Origin of the sequence: Vibrio sp. OPT24, from assembly GCF_015163545.1 — a bacterium.
GTDB classification, from domain to species: Bacteria; Pseudomonadota; Gammaproteobacteria; order Enterobacterales; family Vibrionaceae; genus Vibrio; species Vibrio cyclitrophicus.
The window spans coordinates 332,043-352,180 of the sequence record NZ_JADDYI010000081.1; the positions used below are offsets into that span (position 1 = coordinate 332,043).

A 20,138-nucleotide genomic window follows, 5' to 3' on the forward strand; every position below is an offset into this window, starting at 1 on the left:
AATGGAAGCATCAGCTTTACCTCTGTTTTTTAGTCATATTGAACAGCAACTTAATGAAGTGCCGAATGAGCTACGCCGTATTTTTCACGGTCGTGGTAAGTTTTGGCCGGGCCTAGAACAACTGACATGTGACTGGGTTGATGGGCAGTTATTGGTTAACGTATTCAAAGAGGTGGATGACGAATTCTTATCATCGCTTAAAGCTGGATTGGTTGATCTGACTAATAAAGACATCTGGCAAGCAAAACAGGGCACAAGTATTGTTCTGCAACACCGTTATGCCGATGGCGCGCCTTCAGAGGTTTTATGGGGCGAACTCAATGACTCACCCGTTGTGGTTGAGCACGGTCTTAAATATCAACTCGACATTGGCCGTAATCAGAACTTCGGTCTGTTCCTAGACATGCGTAATGGTCGTCAGTGGGTACAAGATAATGCCAAGGATAAGAATGTTCTTAACCTGTTCGCATACACTTGTGGTTTCTCTGTCGCGGCTATCGCTGGTGGCGCTCGTCAATGCATGAACGTGGATATGTCTCGTGGCTCGTTGAATAAAGGTCGTGATAACCACCGTCTGAATGAGCACGATATGCGTTCGGTTAACTTCCTTGGCTACGATATATTTAAGTCGTGGGGGAAAATCAAGAAGGGCGGCCCATATGAGCTAGTGATCATCGATCCGCCGTCATTCCAAAAAGGCAGTTTTGCTTTAACCAAAGATTACAAAAAGATCCTACGTCGTTTGCCTGAACTTCTAACGGAAGGTGGAGAAGTGATTGCTTGTGTTAACTCACCAGCAGTATCACCCAACTTCTTGATTGAAACGATGGCAGAAGAAGCGCCAAGCGTTGAGTTTATTGAACGTTTAGACAACCCGCCTGAGTTTGCCGATGTCGACCTTGATTCAAGCCTGAAGGTATTGAGGTTTAAAATCACGGCTTCAGCTGAAGCTTGATGTCATGATTTAGTGGGCATTATCCATACTAATATAGAAAACGCCGCTCACAATGAGCGGCGTTTTTATAGGTGCAAGAAACTAACTCATTTATTAACTAGCTTGGTTTTTTAGTGTCTGAAAACCAAAATAAATACGCATGAACGTCGTTAGCCAACACGCTGCGCCAAAAATATAGGCAATAACGGCAAAGTGCTGAGGAAAAATACAAAACACAATAAAACAAGCGATAGTTTCTGTGCCTTCGGTTAGCCCAGACATGTAGTACAGAGACTTATGTTTGTAGACTGGGTTCTCGATACCGCGTTTGCCTGCCATCACTGCAAACGCTAAGAAACTACTGCCTGTGCCGATAAATGAAAAGATCAAAAACGCGCCTGCAATGGCATTGTGTTCTGGGTTGGCAACAACAAAGCCAAAAGGGATGAGTGAATAGAATAAAAAGTCCAAGCTGATATCGAGAAAGCCACCAGCATCACTAATTCCTTGGATTCGAGCCAAAGCCCCATCCAGTCCGTCGCAAACTCTATTCAATACAATGAAGCCCAAAGCCCAATCGTATTGTTGTAATGCAAGCGCAGGAAAAGCTAAACAGCCAACCAAAAAGCCAAACAAGGTCGTTTGGTTTGCTGTGATGCCTACTTGATTCAATAGCTTAGCTGATTGGTTAAGTGGCCACTTGATGATCTTGATGGAATACTTATCCAGCATGATGACTTCTCCACGGCCAAGAAAGTACTTGTGCTCCTTTTGGTACATCGGTTTCGTCGTGCGTCACCATCAACGTTGGTATATTGGCTTTGCTGAGTTGCTCAAACACCCAATCGCGAAACTGTGCTCTCAACTCCTGATCTAGCTTACTGAACGGTTCGTCAAGCAGAGCTAGTTTTGGCTTAGCTAATAGCATACGAGCTAAGCTGACTCTTGCCCTTTGGCCCCCTGATATTTGGTCAGGGAATGATTCAGCTAAGTGTGTCAGTTCAATATCCTGGAGTGCTTTCATCGCTTGATTTTGACGAGCCGAGCCCCTAATTGAATTTGGAAGTGAGAATGCTAAGTTTTCCCATACCTTGAGGTGAGGGAACAATAAATCGTCTTGAAATAATATCCCAACCTTACGTTGATGTGAGGGGATGTTATCAAGGTGAATGTCGTTTAAAACAACACTCCCGGTATACGAAAACTCGCCATTGAGATGTCCAGCGATGGCATCTAATAAGGTCGATTTTCCACAGCCACTAGGCCCCATCAAAGCCAATACTTGGCCTGATTCTAGCGTTACGTTTAGCGCTGAAAATAGCGAATCGCCTCCTTTTTTATGGATGGCGAGGTCGTTGAGATACAGACTCATTGGTGAGAAAACCTTTAAAAGTAAGACGGCGATATCTAAGTTGAAGTCGACTGACAACTATCGCTAAAGAGAAAAAGAACAGAGGTAATAGAGCCTGCCAGATGGCATAAATAGCGGTTACCCTGCGGTCGAAGCCACTGGTAAGTGCGACAGCTTCTGTAGTAATGGTGCTAATTCTGCCAGCGCCTAACATTAATGTTGGTAAGTACTGAGCCAAACTCACACTGATTCCAACTGCCCATGCAAAAGCAATAGCAGGGAGCAGGATTGGTAGCTTGATTGAGCACCAACTCTGAAATGGTGATTTTCCTAGGCTGAGTGAGGCTTTTATCAAGCCATCATTGAAGCTTTTCCATGGGCCATCCAAAGATAAATAAACAAACGGGAAGGCAAAGAAAACATGAGCCCAAATCACCCACAGCTCGTAAGCACTACTGCCAATATAGAGTGTTGTCACCTGTAGTCCGAATAACACTGAAAGCTGAGGGATTAACATTGGGATCGCGATAATAAAACCTGGCACTTGCCATCTGTGCCTGATTCGATATTCATGAGCAACCAACGCTAGCAATAATGCAACTGACGCTGAAGCAAGAGCAATCCATAAGCTTTGTCCGACGGTACTTAAGATACCGTCCCACTCATACTCCCAAAATTTTAGGCTATATCGGCTTGGCAATAAGTCTGGAAAACGCCAGCGTTGAGCTATGCTCCATATAATCATTAACGGGATAATGAGTAACGATAATGCAGCAAGAATCGTGAAGACTGTTTTTCCTGGTAAGTTAATTCCTGTGCGACCAGAAAACTGCCAAAACTTGAACTGTTTTAGCAATGACCACTCAATCAGTCGTGCTGTGGCAATGATAAGTGACGCCAAAACAAACAAGACAATAGCACCAGCCGCAGCGCGTGGTAATAAGCTCAGATCTGGGTCGTTAAACCACTGCCATACTAATACTGCAAAAGTTGGGGGATTGGTTGGCCCGAGAATCAGTGCAATGTCGACAACCGATAAACTATAAGCGAGTACCGCCAGCATTGGGAAGCGAAGCTTGATAAACCACTGTGGGAAAATAACCTTCCACCAAATTTGAGAACGACTGTAGCCCAATGAAGCACTGACTTTAGTAATGCGTTCAACATCGATCTGTTGAAGTATCGATAAGCTCATTAGCAATAAAAATGGAATTTCTTTTATTGCGAGCATAATGATCAGCCCGAATGCATAAGGGTCTTTGACCAATAATGCAAGCTCAGAACTGTTGCCAGCTTCTCCGACTAATTGATGTAAAGCTCTGGCGCCAAGGCCGGTAGGGCTAAACAAAAAAGCAAACCCGATTGCAAAAGCAACATGCGGAATAGCGAGCATTGGGGACAACGTTAGCTCAATTTTTTTCCAAAAAGGCTTTCCCCAGGTTGCTTGGATAATACAAAAAGTGAGAAAGCAGGCGATGTAACTGCTCGCAAAAGCAGAAGATAAACTCAGAGCAATAGAGTGCCAAACGCCTTCCCATTGAAAGACTTGTTCAAAACCGTTGAGCGAAGGTTCCACTAGACCCAAGGGCGGGATAAAGCTTAGTGATGAAGCAACCACTCCCGCAACCCCAGGGATCGTTGGGATTATGCACACTGCTATAACAACAAAATATAGGGCGTGTAGCATCAAATTTAGTTACCGTATCGCTTAAGCCACTCTTTCTCGAGTGCAGCTTGCCAACTAGGGTGAGGTTCATCAACCGATTTGAATTGCTGAGTATTTTTAGCGCTGCCAGTTAAGTATTTACTACTTAATACTGAAGGGTCACCCCAAATATTCAGGTCACCTTTACGTGATTGTGCTTCTGGGCTGAGTAAGAAGTTGATGGCTACTTGTGCACCTGCAGAAGAGTTGGCATTCCAAGGGATCGCTAAGAAGTGAATGTTTGAGAGTGCGCCACTCTCTAGCGCATAAGCTTTGGTGCTTTCTGCCAGTTTTCCGCTAGATTGCGCAGAAAACACAGCATTTGGATTGAACGTGATCGCAAGGTCGATCTGCCCGTCATCAAGCAGTTGAATGCTCTCTGATGTACCAGCCGGGAACTGTTTGCCACCACGCCAAGCGACTTTATGGAATTTATCTAAGTAAGCCCATAGTGGAGCGGTAACGGATTGAAAATCGTCTTCTGAAACCGGTTTAGATAGTGCAGGGTTATTGTTGGTCAACTCAATGAGTAGAGATTTGATAAAGCTAGTACCGTGAAACTCAGGTGGTCGAGGGTAACTTAGGCGATTAGGAAAAGCTTGAGCGTAACTCAACATTTCCGAAAATGACTGAGGAGGGTTGTGTAGCGTCTCTTGATCATGGATGAAAACCAGTTGCCCTACACCCCAAGGTGCTTCTAGACCTTCGGTTGGTTCAGAGAAGTCGACATCAATTGGTAGAGATTTATCAACGTACTGCCAGTTTGGAAGTGATTGAGTAAACGGCCCAAAGAGTAGACTATTGTCTTTCATTGAGCGGAAATTTTCACCGTTGATCCAAACAATATCAACACTGCCTTCACTGTTTTTTCCTGCTGCTTTTTCAGCAATCAAACGCGTGGTTGTTTCTGCGATATCGGTTACTTTTACGTGCTTTAAAGTGACACCATACTCATTTTGTAACTGCTTGCCTGCCCACTGTATGTAACGATTGATCTCTTGGCTACCGCCCCAAGCGTGAAAGTAAACAGTTTGTCCTTCTGCTTGCTGTTCAATTTGGTTCCAATTATCTGTTGATGTTACTTCATCAGCATAAATAGTTGCACTGTATGCAACGGTTGCCATGATTCCTAACGTACTTACTATCTTGTTCATAAACTTTTCCATTTGGTAGTGAACGGGCAAGAGCTTTGCTATTTCGAATTCCCTAACAGTTATTCTATCTGTTTCTGAAATAATTTCTAATTCAACAGTGAATTAGAGGCTTCTGCCATCCTAACAACAGACCGTTAAACCAGTGAATTAATTGCACCTAAATGAGAGATTTTTAATGTTTATTGGACGTGAGTACGAAAATTCGATGAGAAGTAAAGTTTTGGTGAAGAAAAGGGCGATTTTAAGCAATAAAAAAGGAGCCGATAAGGCTCCTTTGATCAATGTCTGGTATCGACAGTATATTGTTAATCGAGGCTAGTTTACCCAATCACGAATGGTGTACGTTAGCGTATGCACGTCGTTTTTCAATACTAGTGTGTCTTTTGTTAGGGTTACGTCACTCCACTCGCTAAGAGTCGCTGAAACCGACTGTTCGATTTCCATTGCAGAGCCGTGACACATCTTCATTGTCATGCCCATTTGCTTAATACGGAACTGGCCGTCTTTCAGCTCGCCTTGGCCAAAGAAGTTGTTACAGCCAGCGATGCCGTTCGCAGTCATCTTTTCACCGATTTCCAGACGAGGAGTCGCTTGGTTTTCGCTTTTCTCAATGTCCTTGCCATCAATTTGAGCAAGTTCCCAGTTATGGTGCTGTAGATCGGTTGGTGTTACTTGCATCGCGTTATCACCTGTTGTTGTACATGCTGCTAGCAACATAGGTAAAGCGGCTACTGCTAGTAATTTTTTTGAACTAAACTTCATATTAAAAGGCTCCAAAGGAAAAAACGAAGTTACTGAAAAGGTGTAACTTGATGGGTTCAAAGTATAGTTTACAAAACACTATATGTGTCAGTATAAGGTCATAGTTTAGTATGAATTTTATGAGCGAGGCGACAAATTAATCGCTTACTTTTTAATTAGTAAGCTTAACTTTTATTGTTTCAGGAAGTGAGGAGACATGGTGGAGCAGTTAGAGTTTTTTCAAGTTCCAAGCCCTTGCGTTGGGGTGTGTTCAAGCGATGATAAAGGTTATTGCAATGGTTGCATGCGCAAAAGAGAGGAGCGCTTTAACTGGATGGCGATGACGCCGTCTGAGCAGTTGCACGTTATTAAGTTATGTCGTCAGCGTTATAGAAGAAAAATAATGAAGCAAAAGAACTTAATCGATAGCAAAACTAACCTAGTTGGTAATAAAAATAATACACAGGGTGAGCCAGTTGACGAAGAGGGAAGTACCACTCCTCAAAGAGAACTTTTCGGCTAATGTGGAACTATCAATATTTTATTTAACTCCAAAGCAACTATTACTTTACATAATGGTTGGCGTGTAATATTAAGGTAGGTACCTTTGTACCAGAAGGAGTGATGTCGGTATGAATAAAAAGCGCGCAAAACTCAAAAAGAAACCAATCAAAGCATTGGATCGAAAACCTATTGGGGCGAAAGATGACCCTGAACAAAGCGCGCGTGATTGGCATTCAATGACCGAAGAAGAGAGAATGGAAATCCTTTCACATCTTTCAGACATGCCTTTTCAATAACATCACAGATTCTTCAGAACCTCTTCGACAGATTAAAATCGCCTAAAGGCTAAACATGGCTAATAGGTAAACTTATACAAACATGTGATTCGCTTTCGTTACACCACGATGATAAGTACAGAATGTATCATCGGCATCGGTGGTTTTACTGTGAATTTTGATGTTTGTGATGACTTCGACAGCACCGGCATCGTAACAAGCTTGTTCAGCCTTTTTAATTATATCGAGTAGTTGGTTGAGTTCACCTTTCATCGTGGTTTCCATCGCGCCGATTTGGAAAGGAACATCCGCTGCCTTAACCACTTCAAGTGCCTTATCAACCACTTCGAAATTGTTGCCTTCTTTAACGCGAGGAATCACTTGGAAGGCAACCATCACTTGTTTTTCTCTTTTTAACTCAGACACTTTCTGCTTACTCAATGAGGGGGAATTGTTGCAGATGATAGGTTAATGCGGAGATAAATTCTACAGCGACAAATCTAGTTCATTTGTTGGGTGCTCTTATTGATCAGCTTACCTAATAACATGGGTTTGCCTAATGACACTGCTATTTGCTACCCCAATGATCGCTAACCCAACCACCAATATGCTCATCAAAATGACTGCCACTGAATCTGTGGTTACGTTCTACAGAAGTATCACACTCATCTTTGTTATCTATCAGGTTTTGTATGTAGTTTGCCATCGGGTCATTCGAACGTTGACGATCTCGGCGAGTAGCCACTTCCTTAATCAGTTGTAATCGGTATGTAGAGCTTGCACGTTTCATTTCGATGACCTCCCGGTTTTTAGACACTAGTAGAAAAATCTAGTTGCCAAATATAGGGGCGTCAACGTGATCAGAAAGTATTTTTTTTGAGCAACCAAGAATCAATACGTTGGCATCATAATTCACAAAAGTGTCATTTAAAATGGCGCGCAGAGGTGCATTATTCTTCAATAAAAATGCTTATCTCTTCCTAAAATATTTATTGCTCAAGCTCAACAGCGAACGTAAAAACGCCCAGAAAAATTTGGGCGCTTATGGGAGGATTCAATTTAGAACAAGGAACTATTTAGTGTGATTTGGCTTGCTCTTAAATTGCTTCACACTTTTTTTCTTTGCGGTTCTGCGGTTGGCCATTTTGTCTTTGGGCGGGCGCTTACGAGCGGTTGCTTCTGACGCTGGCTTGTCTGTGACAGGGAACCCTTCCAGTGATTGTAACGATAACGGTTTATTGGTCAGAGAACGAATCGCGTTTAAACATTCATTCTCACTGTGACTAACAAGAGATATTGCGACTCCAGCACTTCCTGCTCTTGCTGTTCGTCCAACACGATGTACGTAAGTTGCCGAGTGTGCAGGTAAATCAAAGTTGATCACGACCGGCAGTTGCTCGATATGAATACCTCTAGCCATCACATCGGTCGCAATGAGAACTCGTGTTTCACCATTCTTGAAACTCTCTAGTGCTAAGGTACGTTCTTCTTGGTTCTTGTTTCCATGCAGTGCACAGACACTGATTTTTGCTTTGTTTAAACGTTTGGTTAGTGCGTCAGCGTTATCTTTTGCTCCGATAAACACCAAAACCTGTGACCAATCGTTCTGATTAAGTAGAGCAAGGAGCGCTTGAGCTTTACTGCCTTTGTTCACGAGATAGAGCGTTTCATCAATGGCAGAGACAACGCTATTCTCTTGGTGTGCCGCAATTTTTACTGGATGACTGAGAAGTGCTTCCGCTTGGCTAACCAGTTCTTGGGGAAGCGTAGCTGAAAACAGCGATGATTGACGTTTCACTGGAAGAGCATCAGTAATGCTTTGAATATCGGGCCAGAAACCCATATCGAGCAAACGGTCTGCTTCATCAAGCACCAAAGATACGCAGCGAGCTAACTCAAGCTCCCCAGTTTGGATCACAGCGAGTAAGCGGCCAGGCGTAGCAATAGCAAGTTGCGGTTTCTCTGATAACAGCTGTTGCTGATTATCTATGTTGACACCACCGCTTAATGTGATGGTTTTAATTGAGAGTTCTGTTGCAATGGGTTCAAGAGCTTCAGCCACTTGTGATGCGAGTTCACGAGTTGGAACTATGATGATGGCTTGCAGTTCATTCAAGTCGATATTGATGTTGTTCAATAAAGGTAAGCCGAACGCCAACGTTTTTCCACTGCCCGTCTGCGCGAGCGCAAGAACATCTTGGCCTGCGACAATCTTGGGTACGGTCGCTTGCTGTATCTCAGTCGGTGTATTGAATCGAGAAGGAATGGCTGCGACAGTTTTTGCGTTAAGGGTTAGTTTATCAAACGACATAAATGAACCAGGTATCAAAGTGGATGTGGAGTCTAACAGGGCTGTAAAAGTTAGAGAATGAGTTTTGCTATCTTCGTGACAAACTTTTCGAGTATAAGTGTGAAAAACGTTCAGGATATTTTATGAGTAATGATTTAGGTTTGGATTTTTGTTTAGATATGATGTTCCGCTCGTAGTATATGACCGACATCTCAGTTTTTGCAGAGTTTTAGGTAATACCAAGCTCCCAGCTCAAATTACTTAAAGTATTCGTTCATTAAGTCGATATAATTACTAGATATTAATGCAATGAATACATCAATTTTAAAGCGTTAACTGAAACTAATCGATAGCTTATTACTGATCAATCAAAAGAGACAGGAGTCACTGATGTGTGAAGAATCGTTCACCCAGAAACGCCAATATTATCGTTTAAAGTACCCTAAAAGGGCACGTCCGGTGATGCGAATTAAGGATGAGCTTTTTCATGTCAGTGAGGTTTCTGAAAAGGGTGTGCGTCTAATGATGCAAAACGTCATTCCTGTTTACCGCGGCTTTTCAATGGCGGGAACGTTAAGACTACACGACAACAATAGTGTTGATATTAGTGGGGCTGTGTTGCGACAAGAGGGCGATGAAGTGATTGTTCAATTGTCTCAAGGCCCAAGCTTCAAAGATATGGTGTCAGAACAAAGGCATATTCGGCAGAGATACCCGGTCTTCTTTGCTAACTTGAGAGTGGCCTAAGCTAATTAGTAGATTAGTAGATTAGTAGATTAGTAGATTAGACAAGTAGATAAGAAATCAAAAAGCCCGGCGCATCTGAATGCACCGGGCTTTGTCGTTTTTGTATAGCAATATCTTTACGCAGCACTTCTAACCAAAATCGCAAAAAATATGTCTTTGGTTAGGTTAGCGTGACGTCAATTAGAGTTTGCCTGCTGTCGCCCAAACTGCCGCTAGCATGTCGTGACCGAATGCAACGCTACGCTCTGGAGACCAACCGTAAAGTTCATCAGCGTGGCTGATGTGGTCTTTAAATGGCATCTCCACTGTATAAGCCAAACACTTGAACTGTTCGCTTATCCAGTTTGTGCCCACTGTCATATTCGCTTTTCCTGGTTCGTCTTTATCGTAACCAAATTCATCTTGGAATTCGGGAGTGATAGTCAGAAGGGCTTGCTTGAAGTGGTTCTCTAGTTTTTCAATGCGCTCACTGTATGACGGCGTACCTTCGCTACCCGCAACAAAGTTATATGGGATTGCTTCGTCGCCGTGAATGTCTAGACACATGTCAACGCCAGTTTCTAGCATACGCTCACGCACAAGGAAAACTTCAGGACTACGTTCTAGAGATGGCGATTGCCATTCACGGTTAAGGTTAACGCCAATCGCGTTGGTACGCAGGTGACCACGGATACTGCCATCTGGGTTCATGTTCGGTACAACGTGGAAAACAACGTTATCTAGAAGAGAACGACCTACTGTGTCTGTTTCATCAAGTAAACGTTGCAACAAGCCTTCGATCAGCCATTCAGCCATAGTCTCGCCCGGGTGTTGGCGACCAATAACCCAGATGTTTTTCTTCTCTTCACTTGGCTCACCAATGGTTAGCAAAGTGATGTCATTGTTGTCTAGCGTGTGACCCAGCGTTTCTAACTTACAAGCCGGGTGCGTTTGAGCACTGTGCAGGAGATCTTGGTGACGATCATATGAGTAAGGCGCGAAATAGGCGAAGTACATTGAATCGTGTTCAGGAATGATATCAAAGCTTAGTGTATCGCCATCGAACTGAGATGGAACACGGAACCACTCTTCACGATCATAAGATGCAACAACATCGTAATCTTTCCAGCCTTCAGGATAGGCTGATGTTGCCAATTGGCCGATTTCAAAGTGGTGAGCTTGTTGATCTTCACTTTCTAAACGGAAGTGAAACCATTGAGAGATTTCAGTCTGGTTGTCTGCTGGGATCGTCAGTTGAATGTTTTGTGGTGAATCTGCTGAAACGACGTGAATGTTGCCGCTTTCGAAATTGCTGAAAATTTTCATTGTAGTTTTTATCTCGTAGTTGAGTTGCCGTAAGACTAGCACACTTTTTTTCGAGCAAACCACTAGCGAGATCGCAATGAGATGTTATTTCAATTATCTATTTCTTATTATCTACCTTTGAGTTTTCTGACTTGAAACTAGCGACGTTGGCAAGTAGTACAACCACGACAGGCAGAACGTGTGTGGCGATCTAACTTACTACGTTGAACCTTACAGTAGGCGTTTTTCAATGCTCTTCGTCCAGAAAACCAATCGTCGGGCTTTGACAGAATCAGATAACCGTTAAAACGCTTCATCAGTTCTATTCTGTTTTGGTCGATGAACTTGCTATCAAACCCAATTTCAAAGTAATCAAGCGCTTGTTCGATAGAAGTGAAGCTCGTTATTTTTTGTTGGAACTCTGTTTGATTCATGGGTAGCTTATTTGTGACTCATCAATAACAGGTATTGTACTAAGCCTATGGTTTGATTTATTGACCTTAGTTATGAGCTCCCCAGTTTTAAGTGTCAACTTACAGATTAAAGTGATCCCTTTTGTTATTGCGTACTTATAGTTTGAAACATCACAGCGAGAGATAACCCATGAATCGAATTAATCCAAAGAAATTACTTCGCAGTAAATGGACTGCCGTTAGCCCAGTAAAAAAAGAAAAGCACTTTATGATCACAGAGGTTGAATTTGAAGAAGGGGAGGTAATTCGTTGCTTAATAGAGGCAGTGATGACCAAGCGAGAGGAAGCTATTAACTGGCGAGAGCTAACCGACAACCAACACTGGCTCCCTGGTTGGAAGTAGGAGTAAGAAAAGTAATCGAGAAGCCTTTTCCCTTGATTAAGAAACAGGTTCGTGGCTCACGAGCTAGTTCCTATCCACTATTTACAGATGTTTGTTTACAGATGCTCGTTTTTGCCAGTACTTCAGCCCCTCTAAAACGCCCGCGGCGTGTGTTGCTGTGCTGGTGTAAACATTTTCTCTGACGGACAGGTGAGCAACTTCCGGATAATGGTTCGCCACCAATATTGAGTTGACGCCTTCTATAGTAAGCATAGATGTGTCGTTCGCAGAGTCACCTGCAACGCACACTTCTTCAACACTCAAATCATGCTGTTTGAGCAGATGACGAATCGCCGTGGCTTTATTAACTCCTTTGGGCGTTATATCTAAGTACCAGTCGTGAGAGTAAGTGAGATGGACGTCTAGGCCGTGCGATTTCAAGCTCAATCCAATCAGCGTTTGTTGAGGTTCAGATAATTTCCCTTCAAAAGTAATTTTGTAATCGCCTTGATGGTTTTCCAAACGTTCACCCATGAAATTCAGTGATGCGAGCGCCAACTCTACTTTTGATTTGTTCCAAGAAGCTTCTAACTGGTTATGCCAAATATGATCAGGCAATTGGGAGTGGTTGTGATGAATTCTTGTACCAACATCGCTGATAATACTGTGAGGTTTTGGGTAGTTGTTTGAAGCTAATCCAACCCTGATGGAAGGTAAGGTTCTACCTGTCGCAATGATAAAGCGGATATCTGTTTGGTCAGTTAAGTAGTCAGATAACTGATTTACTCCATGAGATGAGCCTCCATCAAGTGTCCCATCAAAGTCACACACCAACATTTTTATCATCAGAATCCCTTTTTTTTTCTTTAATCGATAGGTAGAAAAGATCGACGCCTTGCATAAAGAATGGCTCAGCTGCTAGTACTCTACAAGTCGTCTTTTGGTCTAGATAATCGATATTTGATAGTTTGCAGCAAGTATCACAACTGGTGTTGTATTTTTAAAGGTTGAAGATATTTCGACCAACCTGGGTTCATCTTAATAGAATTGGCCTTATCGACTTTTTCCCTTTATGCCGTGATTTTGCCACTTTTCTGTTCGCTTGAACTTCCAGTTTTTAAGCACCCGAAAAACTTAACCAATAGTTTGTATTCGAATTATTTGTACACGAACTATTTATGCTTAATCTTGGTTCGTTCAGCCTATTCCTTGTACTAATGTAAAATAAATATTCAATAATCTGTCAGTAAGTAATACATAATTCCGTGCGCATTTGTGATTGCTTAATGTCTTTTATTATCAGTATTTTATTGAATTACTCTTTTTATTTTAACCTTGTTTTTTATATGTTATTTGGTAGTTTTAACTGGCCTTTACCGAATGCAACCCCTTGATTTACTCTGCTGGATTGCTTAGAGTGCTAATTGTTTTTTTGAATTTAGATGACCATTTTTAAGTTTAAATAACCATTTTTAAGTTTAAATAACTAACAAAGGATTAGATTTCATGGATCCCATACTGGAAGTTAAGGGACTGTACAAGGTGTTTGGTGAAGACACCGACCGTGCTTTTACGATGATCAGTGAAGGCGCAAACAAAGACAAAGTTTTCGAAGAAACAGGTCTAACGATCGGCGTTAACGATGTTTCTCTTAGTATCAAAGAAGGCGAGATTTTCGTAATAATGGGACTGTCAGGATCTGGCAAATCAACCCTAGTACGCCTTCTTAATCGCTTAATTGAACCCACCAAAGGTAATGTGCTTCTTCGAGGCAAAGATATTGCCCACATCTCAGAAGATGAACTCCGCGAAGTTCGCCGCAACAACATCTCTATGGTTTTCCAAAATTTCGCTTTGATGCCACACATGACGGTGATAGAAAACGCAGCATTTGGCCTTGAGCTTGCGGGTGTTGAGCTAAGTAAACGCAAACAATCTGCATTTGAAGCCTTGGAGCGAGTAGGTCTTGGGCCGTATTCGGAATCTTACCCAGATGAATTATCTGGTGGTATGAAGCAACGTGTTGGTTTGGCTCGTGCCCTAGCATGTGACCCAGATATCTTGTTAATGGATGAAGCATTTTCTGCACTCGACCCTTTGATTCGTACTGAAATGCAGGATGAATTGATTCGCCTTCAAAACGATGACAAACGTACGATTGTGTTCATTTCGCATGATTTGGATGAAGCAATGCGTATTGGTGACCGAATTGCGATTATGCAAAATGGTGAAGTGGTTCAAGTAGGCACCCCTGACGAAATTCTTAACAATCCGGCTAACGATTACGTTGAAGCCTTTTTCCGAGGCGTAAATGTAGCAAGTGTTCTTACTGTGAAAGATATCGCACGTAAGAAACCGGCTGCAGTATTTAAGAAATCGGAACACGATGGCCCAGCTTCTGCTCTGCAAATTCTGATGGATAATGACCGTGAATACGGCATCGTTATCGATAAAAGCAGCCTTTACTCAGGCATCGTTTCTGTCGATTCTCTTCGTCAAGCTCACAAAGAGAACAAATCTTTGGTTAGTGCGCAGCTCGATGATGGTTTAACGCTGAGCCCAGATTTACCTATCAATGATGTACTTGGCCTTGTTGGTGGTGTGCCTTATTCAGTCCCTGTTGTGGATGAACAAGGCAATTACTTCGGTGTGGTGACTAAATCACGACTGTTACAAACATTGGATAAGGGGTAGATCATGTCATCAGAACAAACGAATAATGACCCATGGTCACAATCTACTGTTTCAGAGCAATCGACCCAGCCATCAAGTGATCCTTGGGGTCAAGCAACTGACACCTCACCATCAGCGGATTGGTTAAGCAGTGAAACGGTAGAAACCATACCTTTTGACCCACTTAACCCATTTGCCGAAGCAGTATTGCCTGTCGATACTTGGGTTGAATCTGGTTTGAATTGGTTAGTTGAACACGGGCGTCCGTTATTTCAGGCAATACGAATTCCTATCGATTTCATTCTAAGTTCATTTGAAACGGCATTAGTTTCTACGCCAGCCCCGTTTATGCTTATCATTTTATTTTTGTTGGCATGGCAGTTTTCAAACTTGAAGTTGGGTCTTGCGACTGCAGTATCGCTTACTTTTATCGGTTTGATTGGTGCTTGGTCTGAAGCGATGACCACTCTTTCATTGGTTATGACATCGGTATTCTTCTGTTTATTGATAGGCTTACCGATGGGTATCTGGCTCGCCCGAAGTAATACTGCTGCTAAATTTGTGCGTCCAATTCTAGATGCTATGCAAACCACGCCAGCTTTCGTTTATTTGGTACCAATTGTTATGTTATTTGGTATTGGTAATGTGCCGGGCGTAGTGGTAACCATCATATTTGCACTGCCACCAGTGGTACGTTTGACCATCTTGGGCATTCAGCAGGTACCTGAAGAGCTGATAGAAGCAGGTCACTCATTTGGTGCCAGCAAAAAGCAGATGTTATATCGAATTCAATTGCCATTGGCATTGCCAACTATCATGGCAGGCGTGAACCAAACGTTGATGCTGTCGCTATCTATGGTCGTTATCGCGTCAATGATTGCAGTCGGTGGTTTAGGCCAGATGGTATTGAGAGGTATCGGCCGTCTAGATATGGGACTTGCGGCTGTCGGCGGTCTGGGCATCGTTATTCTTGCTATCTTGCTTGATCGCATTACTCAAGTTTTAGGCGCTAACGCAGGCAACACAAAATTACGCTGGTACCAGATGGGACCTGTTTCTCTTGTACTTAACGCATTCAATCTCGGCAACAAATCAGAACTACAATTAAGGAAAAAAACCAATGAATAATTCATGGAAGAGTAAACTTGCTGTTAGCATCGTTTCTACATTAGCAGTATCAACTAACCTTTGGGCTGCAAGCTTACCGGGTGAAGGTGTATCTGTTCAGCCAGTTCAATCTTCTGTCGCTGAGGAAACATTTCAAACGTTGATCGTAAACCGTGCGTTAGAAGAACTTGGCTACGACGTAAAAGCGACACAAGAAGTGGACTACAACGTAGCTTACACTTCTATCGCAAAAGGTGATGCAACGTTCTTAACAGTAGGTTGGTTCCCACTTCATGCTGATAAATACAAAATGGCTGGTGGCGATGACAAATTCTATCGTGAAGGTCAGTATGTAAGTGGCGCGGCACAAGGTTACCTAATAGATAAAAAAACGGCAGAACAGTACAACATTACTAACATTGGCCAACTGACCGACCCGAAAATTGCAAAACTGTTTGATGCAAACGGTGATGGTAAAGCAGACTTAACGGGCTGTAACCCTGGCTGGGGTTGTGAGATGGTTATCGAACATCAACTTTCAGCATTCAAACTTGATGATACAGTTACGCATAACCAAGGTAACTATGCCGCCATTATTGCTGATACGATTTCGCGTTACCAAAAGGGTGAGTCGATTCTTTACTACACTTGGACTCCATACTGGGTGAGTGGCGTGTTGGTTCCAAATGAAGATGTAGTGTGGCTAGAAGTACCATTCTCATCTCTTCCTGGCGATCGTGCTGATGTCGATACAACGTTGTCGAATGGTAAAAACTACGGTTTCCAAATGAACTCGATGCGCATTATCGCGAACAAAGATTTTGCTAAGAATAACCCAGCGGCGGCGAAGCTTTTCGAAATCATCAAATTGAACATCAACGATGTAAGTGCTCAGAACATGATGATGAGCAAAGGCAAAAACAGCTCTGCTGATATTGAAGCGCATGTAAACGGTTGGATTAAAGCGAATCAAAGTACGTTTGATGCTTGGATTGCAGAATCGAAGAAAGCAGCACTTTAATAACACTTACTTGTATTCGTCCAGACAATATCTGGCCCTTTAATTTGATATTATGAGCGTGTTTAGCGCCAGTGTAGAGTCGCCGAATCACCATCAAATTAAGTAAAGCAATGGCAAGTGTTAATCACTAAAAAAAGCCAGTAGTCTTATTTGGACTGCTGGCTTTTTGCTTTCTGTTTTACTCTTGAGCTTCTAGCGTTCGCCTTGAACTTCAAAGTAGTCGCTTACTAGGCGAGCATGGCCATCGCCTTCCAAAGCCCAGTGCTCACGGTGCACGACACCGAATGCCTTGTTCATCGTCCAGCTTGCAGTCAGGATGTAACCACCTTCTGGGTGTTCTGCCCACGTCACGTCTGTGTAATCAACGTCTTTGAAGCCTTGGTCAATAATATTCTGCCAAAATGCTTGAATCGCTTCACGACCTTCAAAAACACCAAACGGACGCGCTTCCATCACACATACTTCAGTGTATTGAGCTGCACACTCTTTGGCATCTTGGCTGTTGAATGCTTTCTGCCATGCGTCAATGCCTTGCTTGCATGCTTCTAATATTTGGTTGTTTAACATTATTCTCTCCATAACAGTCTTCTTTCAAACACTGTGTTTTGATTTGGGTATCTTGATAAGTTGGATTCAGTTTAGTTCTATAAATTGAATGGAAAAACAGAGATAATAAAAAAGACTGTATGTAAAAAGAGAACAATTAAATGAATAAGCTAAAGCAGATGTCTATTTTCGCTCATATTGTAGAGCAGGGTTCAGTATCAGCGGCGGCTGAAAAGCTTGAACTATCTAAGTCTGTCGTCAGCCAGCACCTTAAAATACTGGAACAAGAGTTAGGCGCCTCACTTCTTAAACGAACAACGCGGAGACAGATCCTGACCAGTATGGGGGAGCGTTTTTATCTAAGCTGTAAAGACATCAACGTGATCGCTGACTCTGCTTGGGATATGGCGAAAGCAGAATTAGAAGAGCCACAAGGTCGGATTAGAATCACGGCGCCGAATGCGCTGATGGACTTGCTCGTCGCGCCTGTTATTGCAGAGCTAATGAAGCAATACCCGAAATTAGAACCAGAACTGATTGGTGATGACCAGCACTTGGACTTCATGGAGCACGATATTGATCTCGCGGTACGAGTGGGAAGCTCACGTGACAGTAACCTAAAGCAGAAGCGTTTGGGTGAGTTCAAAGACGTGTTATGTGGCGTCGAAAGTATGCGAGATAGTGAACTTACTTCTATTCCATACATTGCAAACTCGTGGCAGGGAAAGCAGGTGACTCATTCTTTCACTTCTAACAGTGAGCAAGACTTTGTTTACCAACAACGAGCCAGTTGCACCACTAACTCATTCCACAGCTGTCTTGCCTTAATCAAATCAGGCGTTGGTATTGGTGTAATACCAGATTTCTACCTTCATCAGCTATCCGATGAGGTGGTCGATGTCATACCGAACTTTCAATTGCCAACTAACACGGTCTATGCGTTAACCCCATTCGCTGCAAACACACCGATCGCCATTAAACTATGTGTTCAAGCATTGGAAGATAGACTCAAAAATGACTTCATTTAATTGGTGTGAGGTTTTCATCTTAATAACCGTCTACTCGATGTTAAGGGAGATTACTCAGATGGCAGGTTCTGCTTCAGCTCTAATAACATTTGATACGCGCTTTCCCCAGACATTTCATATGGGTTAAATTGGTTAGAGGCCGAAAATTGTAAGCTCAACAATTCAGTCAAGCTAGATTGGGGAATATCACCCATTGACCAATCACCAAACTGTCGGCTATCAATTTCTTTGTAATAGAGAATTGTCACGTTGTTGTGGCGATGGTCATTGAGAATATGGTTGTAGGTATGATTGACCGCATCTCTCGACCCCTCTATACACTGAAGAAAATACTTTTGATTATGACTAAGTAGCCCAGTTAAATGGCTTTGTTTATTGTGGTCACGGGAAATATCCAAAATATCATCTAAAGCTTTGGCGTCGCAACTTTCGCAAAGCGTACTGACATAAATCAACCGAGTTAGGAACATAAACACCACTTCAATTTTTGTTTAAAGGTTACCTACAAATATAAGCCAAGTTGATGGAATTGCGAATTCAGCGACAAAACAGGGTGTTCTAATGATTGATTAGTCAGTAATTATCAGAATCTAATTGGCTTGTTAGTGCGGAATTTTATGAACAAGGAGTATCATAACAATACTCCTTGTTCACTTTTCATGATATTTAGACTGACGTTAGTAGTGACCAGGGAATGTCGGACTAAATACAGGGTAGAGTGCTCTCAGCTCATCTTGGCTAAGGTAGCCACGTTGAGTCTTGATGACTTCTCCATTTTCTCGGTATACAGCCATAGCACTTGAGTAGGTGCCGGTTTCTAACCAAGAGGTCTTGAATTCGGCACAATAAGCGTCGATACAATTTCGTGGGTTTTGAGTGGCCCAACTGCCAAATCCAGTCTTCCAACCCAATAGTGTAGAGCCTTCACTTACGATTTTATCGTCATCTATGTAATGAAAACTTGATGAAGAGTGTTCAATTTCGATTTCGGTATTTCCAATTAAATCACTGTAAAATACGTAAGTAGGCCATAAGTCAGCGGTGTTATGAGAAAGAATGAAGGTCACTTTAGCTGAGCCTTCTAATAATTGTGTTTCACGCTCTATAGTAAATATGATTCTTTCTTGTATGTCCGCAAGGTTGCAGCTCCAAAGTTGACACGCATTGTACATCTCGTCGTAACTTGTTCCCCAGCGTTGGGCTGCTTCAACTATTAACGCGTCTTTAGATGGATTTAAGTCTGTATCTTCATCAGGATTGGTTTGATCGCCCGCAGAGCCATCGCCGCCTTCTGGTGGTAAGATCGGTTTTTCAGGGTTATGAGGTGCTGAACCATCAACTGAATTAGAATCATTTGAGCTGTTACATCCGGTCAGTAACGCCGCTATTAAGGAGGCAAATAAAGCTGTTCTTTTCATTTTGAAACTACTCTCTACTTTAGAAAAAAGTATCCTAACTATGTGACAAGCATTATCTTTCAATGATGGCTTATCGATAACTTTCCATTGATAGAGGTATAGTATTTGCGATGTTTACAACTGGCTAACTAGTGGTTTGAATATGAATAATAAGTAGCGCTTATCACGAGAAGGCGGAAGCAGGTGAAGTGCAGAGTCATGCTTTTATCTCTAATCAATAAACGGTGAGCTATATTATCTAAGCCCACCATCTAAGTAATTGAATCTAATATTTAGTTATTCACTACTGAGATTGACTCAACATTTGAAGATAGGTCGAAGCGAACATTGACAAGTACATCTTCACGTTTAAAAGTCACATCATCAAAATCTGTTGTCGCAATTTTAAATCCATTTCTTGCGAATAAGCTCGTCACAATTGTGCGTTGTTTTTGTTCCATTGCGTTTGTCAGTAGCTTGTCCATTATTATTTCCCTTGAGTAACCGTATGCATAAAGCAAAGGTACAGCTTCCAACGTATGAGATCAATTGCTTAATAGACAGTCATGGTTAATGTGTTGTTTAG

24 protein-coding genes are annotated in these 20,138 nt (G+C 42.4%); 9 read left to right on the forward strand and 15 right to left on the reverse strand.

Annotated features, from left to right (window positions below; translation table 11 throughout):
* Position 1: 1 nt before the first annotated feature.
* Positions 2-955 (forward strand): class I SAM-dependent methyltransferase, encoded by a 954-nt coding sequence (locus IQO02_RS21795; RefSeq protein WP_102282582.1) that lies wholly within the window; start codon positions 2-4, stop codon positions 953-955.
* Between the two features lie 93 nt (positions 956-1,048).
* Here IQO02_RS21795 and IQO02_RS21800 read toward each other — a convergent pair whose 3' ends face one another.
* The 5 genes from IQO02_RS21800 to IQO02_RS21820 form a co-directional block, all read right to left on the reverse strand.
* The gene (locus IQO02_RS21800) at positions 1,049-1,666 is read right to left on the reverse strand and encodes a CDP-alcohol phosphatidyltransferase family protein (RefSeq protein WP_010440135.1); all 618 of its coding nucleotides are present in this window, start codon (positions 1,664-1,666) and stop codon (positions 1,049-1,051) included.
* Positions 1,656-2,306 (reverse strand): ATP-binding cassette domain-containing protein, encoded by a 651-nt coding sequence (locus IQO02_RS21805; protein WP_016768588.1) that lies wholly within the window; start codon positions 2,304-2,306, stop codon positions 1,656-1,658. The genes IQO02_RS21800 and IQO02_RS21805 overlap by 11 nt, the downstream gene beginning before the upstream one ends.
* The gene (locus tag IQO02_RS21810) at positions 2,272-3,972 is read right to left on the reverse strand and encodes an ABC transporter permease (RefSeq protein ID WP_016790555.1); all 1,701 of its coding nucleotides are present in this window, start codon (positions 3,970-3,972) and stop codon (positions 2,272-2,274) included. The genes IQO02_RS21805 and IQO02_RS21810 overlap by 35 nt, the downstream gene beginning before the upstream one ends.
* 5 nt (positions 3,973-3,977) lie before the next feature.
* Entirely contained in the window at positions 3,978-5,144 is a 1,167-nt protein-coding gene (locus tag IQO02_RS21815) for an ABC transporter substrate-binding protein (RefSeq protein ID WP_010440144.1), read from the reverse strand.
* A gap of 315 nt (positions 5,145-5,459) precedes the next feature.
* A complete protein-coding gene (locus IQO02_RS21820) occupies positions 5,460-5,906 on the reverse strand; it encodes an META domain-containing protein (protein ID WP_010440148.1) in 447 nt (148 codons plus the stop codon).
* 196 nt (positions 5,907-6,102) lie between these two features.
* On the opposite strand from IQO02_RS21820, the gene IQO02_RS21825 reads away from it, so the two are divergent.
* Positions 6,103-6,408, forward strand: coding sequence for a DUF1289 domain-containing protein (locus tag IQO02_RS21825; RefSeq protein ID WP_016768591.1), 306 nt, complete (start codon positions 6,103-6,105; stop codon positions 6,406-6,408).
* A 109-nt stretch (positions 6,409-6,517) separates the two neighbouring features.
* Positions 6,518-6,685, forward strand: coding sequence for a hypothetical protein (locus IQO02_RS21830; RefSeq protein WP_016790557.1), 168 nt, complete (start codon positions 6,518-6,520; stop codon positions 6,683-6,685).
* A 72-nt stretch (positions 6,686-6,757) separates the two neighbouring features.
* Here the strand turns inward: IQO02_RS21830 and IQO02_RS21835 are convergent, their stop codons facing one another.
* The 3 genes from IQO02_RS21835 to IQO02_RS21845 all read right to left on the reverse strand — a co-directional run bounded on the left by IQO02_RS21835 (position 6,758) and on the right by IQO02_RS21845 (position 8,975).
* Complete coding sequence (locus IQO02_RS21835) at positions 6,758-7,060, reverse strand: thiamine-binding protein (RefSeq protein ID WP_016768592.1); 303 nt, start codon at positions 7,058-7,060, stop codon at positions 6,758-6,760.
* 172 nt (positions 7,061-7,232) lie between these two features.
* Positions 7,233-7,454, reverse strand: coding sequence for a hypothetical protein (locus IQO02_RS21840; RefSeq protein ID WP_010440159.1), 222 nt, complete (start codon positions 7,452-7,454; stop codon positions 7,233-7,235).
* A gap of 282 nt (positions 7,455-7,736) precedes the next feature.
* Positions 7,737-8,975 (reverse strand): DEAD/DEAH box helicase, encoded by a 1,239-nt coding sequence (locus IQO02_RS21845; RefSeq protein WP_016768594.1) that lies wholly within the window; start codon positions 8,973-8,975, stop codon positions 7,737-7,739.
* A gap of 369 nt (positions 8,976-9,344) precedes the next feature.
* On the opposite strand from IQO02_RS21845, the gene IQO02_RS21850 reads away from it, so the two are divergent.
* Positions 9,345-9,701, forward strand: coding sequence for a hypothetical protein (locus tag IQO02_RS21850; RefSeq protein WP_010440166.1), 357 nt, complete (start codon positions 9,345-9,347; stop codon positions 9,699-9,701).
* Positions 9,702-9,881: 180 nt separating this feature from the next.
* Here the strand turns inward: IQO02_RS21850 and IQO02_RS21855 are convergent, their stop codons facing one another.
* Both IQO02_RS21855 and IQO02_RS21860 read right to left on the reverse strand, forming a co-directional pair.
* Positions 9,882-11,006: a M14-type cytosolic carboxypeptidase gene (locus IQO02_RS21855; RefSeq protein WP_010440171.1), complete on the reverse strand. Its 1,125-nt coding sequence runs from the start codon at positions 11,004-11,006 to the stop codon at positions 9,882-9,884.
* 137 nt (positions 11,007-11,143) lie between these two features.
* Positions 11,144-11,419, reverse strand: coding sequence for a nitrogenase-stabilizing/protective protein NifW (locus tag IQO02_RS21860; RefSeq protein WP_010440385.1), 276 nt, complete (start codon positions 11,417-11,419; stop codon positions 11,144-11,146).
* A gap of 169 nt (positions 11,420-11,588) precedes the next feature.
* On the opposite strand from IQO02_RS21860, the gene IQO02_RS21865 reads away from it, so the two are divergent.
* A complete protein-coding gene (locus tag IQO02_RS21865; RefSeq protein ID WP_010440387.1) occupies positions 11,589-11,801 on the forward strand; it encodes a TIGR02450 family Trp-rich protein in 213 nt (70 codons plus the stop codon).
* Positions 11,802-11,882: 81 nt separating this feature from the next.
* Here the strand turns inward: IQO02_RS21865 and IQO02_RS21870 are convergent, their stop codons facing one another.
* A complete protein-coding gene (locus IQO02_RS21870) occupies positions 11,883-12,626 on the reverse strand; it encodes an HAD-IIB family hydrolase (RefSeq protein WP_016793120.1) in 744 nt (247 codons plus the stop codon).
* Positions 12,627-13,286: 660 nt separating this feature from the next.
* On the opposite strand from IQO02_RS21870, the gene proV reads away from it, so the two are divergent.
* From proV to proX, 3 genes are read left to right on the forward strand one after another with little or no spacing between them, the layout of a single operon-like run.
* Complete coding sequence (gene proV / locus IQO02_RS21875; RefSeq protein ID WP_010440391.1) at positions 13,287-14,474, forward strand: glycine betaine/L-proline ABC transporter ATP-binding protein ProV; 1,188 nt, start codon at positions 13,287-13,289, stop codon at positions 14,472-14,474.
* Between the two features lie 3 nt (positions 14,475-14,477).
* A complete protein-coding gene (gene proW / locus IQO02_RS21880; protein ID WP_010440393.1) occupies positions 14,478-15,581 on the forward strand; it encodes a glycine betaine/L-proline ABC transporter permease ProW in 1,104 nt (367 codons plus the stop codon).
* Positions 15,574-16,581 carry a glycine betaine/L-proline ABC transporter substrate-binding protein ProX gene (proX, locus tag IQO02_RS21885; protein WP_016799402.1) on the forward strand — a complete coding sequence of 336 codons (1,008 nt, stop codon included), beginning with the start codon at positions 15,574-15,576 and terminating at the stop codon, positions 16,579-16,581. Before proW ends, proX begins: the two co-directional genes overlap by 8 nt.
* Before the next feature lie 192 nt (positions 16,582-16,773).
* Here proX and IQO02_RS21890 read toward each other — a convergent pair whose 3' ends face one another.
* The gene (locus IQO02_RS21890; RefSeq protein ID WP_010440397.1) at positions 16,774-17,148 is read right to left on the reverse strand and encodes a YybH family protein; all 375 of its coding nucleotides are present in this window, start codon (positions 17,146-17,148) and stop codon (positions 16,774-16,776) included.
* A 140-nt stretch (positions 17,149-17,288) separates the two neighbouring features.
* Here IQO02_RS21890 and IQO02_RS21895 point away from each other — a divergent pair, with 140 nt between their 5' ends.
* Positions 17,289-18,155 (forward strand): LysR family transcriptional regulator, encoded by an 867-nt coding sequence (locus IQO02_RS21895; protein WP_016793121.1) that lies wholly within the window; start codon positions 17,289-17,291, stop codon positions 18,153-18,155.
* A 50-nt stretch (positions 18,156-18,205) separates the two neighbouring features.
* Here the strand turns inward: IQO02_RS21895 and IQO02_RS21900 are convergent, their stop codons facing one another.
* The 3 genes from IQO02_RS21900 to IQO02_RS21910 all read right to left on the reverse strand — a co-directional run bounded on the left by IQO02_RS21900 (position 18,206) and on the right by IQO02_RS21910 (position 20,037).
* On the reverse strand, positions 18,206-18,625 hold the full coding sequence (locus tag IQO02_RS21900; RefSeq protein ID WP_016796603.1) for a BLUF domain-containing protein: 420 nt from the start codon (positions 18,623-18,625) through the stop codon (positions 18,206-18,208).
* 207 nt (positions 18,626-18,832) lie between these two features.
* Positions 18,833-19,573 carry a hypothetical protein gene (locus IQO02_RS21905; protein WP_010440403.1) on the reverse strand — a complete coding sequence of 247 codons (741 nt, stop codon included), beginning with the start codon at positions 19,571-19,573 and terminating at the stop codon, positions 18,833-18,835.
* A 272-nt stretch (positions 19,574-19,845) separates the two neighbouring features.
* The gene (locus IQO02_RS21910) at positions 19,846-20,037 is read right to left on the reverse strand and encodes a hypothetical protein (protein WP_010440405.1); all 192 of its coding nucleotides are present in this window, start codon (positions 20,035-20,037) and stop codon (positions 19,846-19,848) included.
* Between the last annotated feature and the right edge of the window lie 101 nt (positions 20,038-20,138).

Bases quoted from the DNA above. Each gene is read 5' to 3' on its own strand.
- IQO02_RS21815 (WP_010440144.1), bottom strand. From the start codon at position 5,144: ATGAACAAGATAGTAAGTACGTTAGGAATCATGGCAACCGTTGCATAC.
- IQO02_RS21820 (WP_010440148.1), bottom strand. From the start codon at position 5,906: ATGAAGTTTAGTTCAAAAAAATTACTAGCAGTAGCCGCTTTACCTATG.
- IQO02_RS21910 (WP_010440405.1), bottom strand. From the start codon at position 20,037: ATGGACAAGCTACTGACAAACGCAATGGAACAAAAACAACGCACAATT.
- proW (WP_010440393.1), top strand. From the start codon at position 14,478: ATGTCATCAGAACAAACGAATAATGACCCATGGTCACAATCTACTGTT.
- IQO02_RS21860 (WP_010440385.1), bottom strand. From the start codon at position 11,419: ATGAATCAAACAGAGTTCCAACAAAAAATAACGAGCTTCACTTCTATC.
- IQO02_RS21795 (WP_102282582.1), top strand. From the start codon at position 2: ATGGAAGCATCAGCTTTACCTCTGTTTTTTAGTCATATTGAACAGCAA.
- IQO02_RS21905 (WP_010440403.1), bottom strand. From the start codon at position 19,573: ATGAAAAGAACAGCTTTATTTGCCTCCTTAATAGCGGCGTTACTGACC.
- proX (WP_016799402.1), top strand. From the start codon at position 15,574: ATGAATAATTCATGGAAGAGTAAACTTGCTGTTAGCATCGTTTCTACA.
- IQO02_RS21890 (WP_010440397.1), bottom strand. From the start codon at position 17,148: ATGTTAAACAACCAAATATTAGAAGCATGCAAGCAAGGCATTGACGCA.
- IQO02_RS21805 (WP_016768588.1), bottom strand. From the start codon at position 2,306: ATGAGTCTGTATCTCAACGACCTCGCCATCCATAAAAAAGGAGGCGAT.
- IQO02_RS21855 (WP_010440171.1), bottom strand. From the start codon at position 11,006: ATGAAAATTTTCAGCAATTTCGAAAGCGGCAACATTCACGTCGTTTCA.
- IQO02_RS21900 (WP_016796603.1), bottom strand. From the start codon at position 18,625: ATGTTCCTAACTCGGTTGATTTATGTCAGTACGCTTTGCGAAAGTTGC.
- IQO02_RS21840 (WP_010440159.1), bottom strand. From the start codon at position 7,454: ATGAAACGTGCAAGCTCTACATACCGATTACAACTGATTAAGGAAGTG.
- IQO02_RS21825 (WP_016768591.1), top strand. From the start codon at position 6,103: ATGGTGGAGCAGTTAGAGTTTTTTCAAGTTCCAAGCCCTTGCGTTGGG.
- IQO02_RS21830 (WP_016790557.1), top strand. From the start codon at position 6,518: ATGAATAAAAAGCGCGCAAAACTCAAAAAGAAACCAATCAAAGCATTG.
- IQO02_RS21845 (WP_016768594.1), bottom strand. From the start codon at position 8,975: ATGTCGTTTGATAAACTAACCCTTAACGCAAAAACTGTCGCAGCCATT.
- proV (WP_010440391.1), top strand. From the start codon at position 13,287: ATGGATCCCATACTGGAAGTTAAGGGACTGTACAAGGTGTTTGGTGAA.
- IQO02_RS21810 (WP_016790555.1), bottom strand. From the start codon at position 3,972: ATGCTACACGCCCTATATTTTGTTGTTATAGCAGTGTGCATAATCCCA.
- IQO02_RS21865 (WP_010440387.1), top strand. From the start codon at position 11,589: ATGAATCGAATTAATCCAAAGAAATTACTTCGCAGTAAATGGACTGCC.
- IQO02_RS21870 (WP_016793120.1), bottom strand. From the start codon at position 12,626: ATGATAAAAATGTTGGTGTGTGACTTTGATGGGACACTTGATGGAGGC.
- IQO02_RS21835 (WP_016768592.1), bottom strand. From the start codon at position 7,060: ATGGTTGCCTTCCAAGTGATTCCTCGCGTTAAAGAAGGCAACAATTTC.
- IQO02_RS21850 (WP_010440166.1), top strand. From the start codon at position 9,345: ATGTGTGAAGAATCGTTCACCCAGAAACGCCAATATTATCGTTTAAAG.
- IQO02_RS21895 (WP_016793121.1), top strand. From the start codon at position 17,289: ATGAATAAGCTAAAGCAGATGTCTATTTTCGCTCATATTGTAGAGCAG.
- IQO02_RS21800 (WP_010440135.1), bottom strand. From the start codon at position 1,666: ATGCTGGATAAGTATTCCATCAAGATCATCAAGTGGCCACTTAACCAA.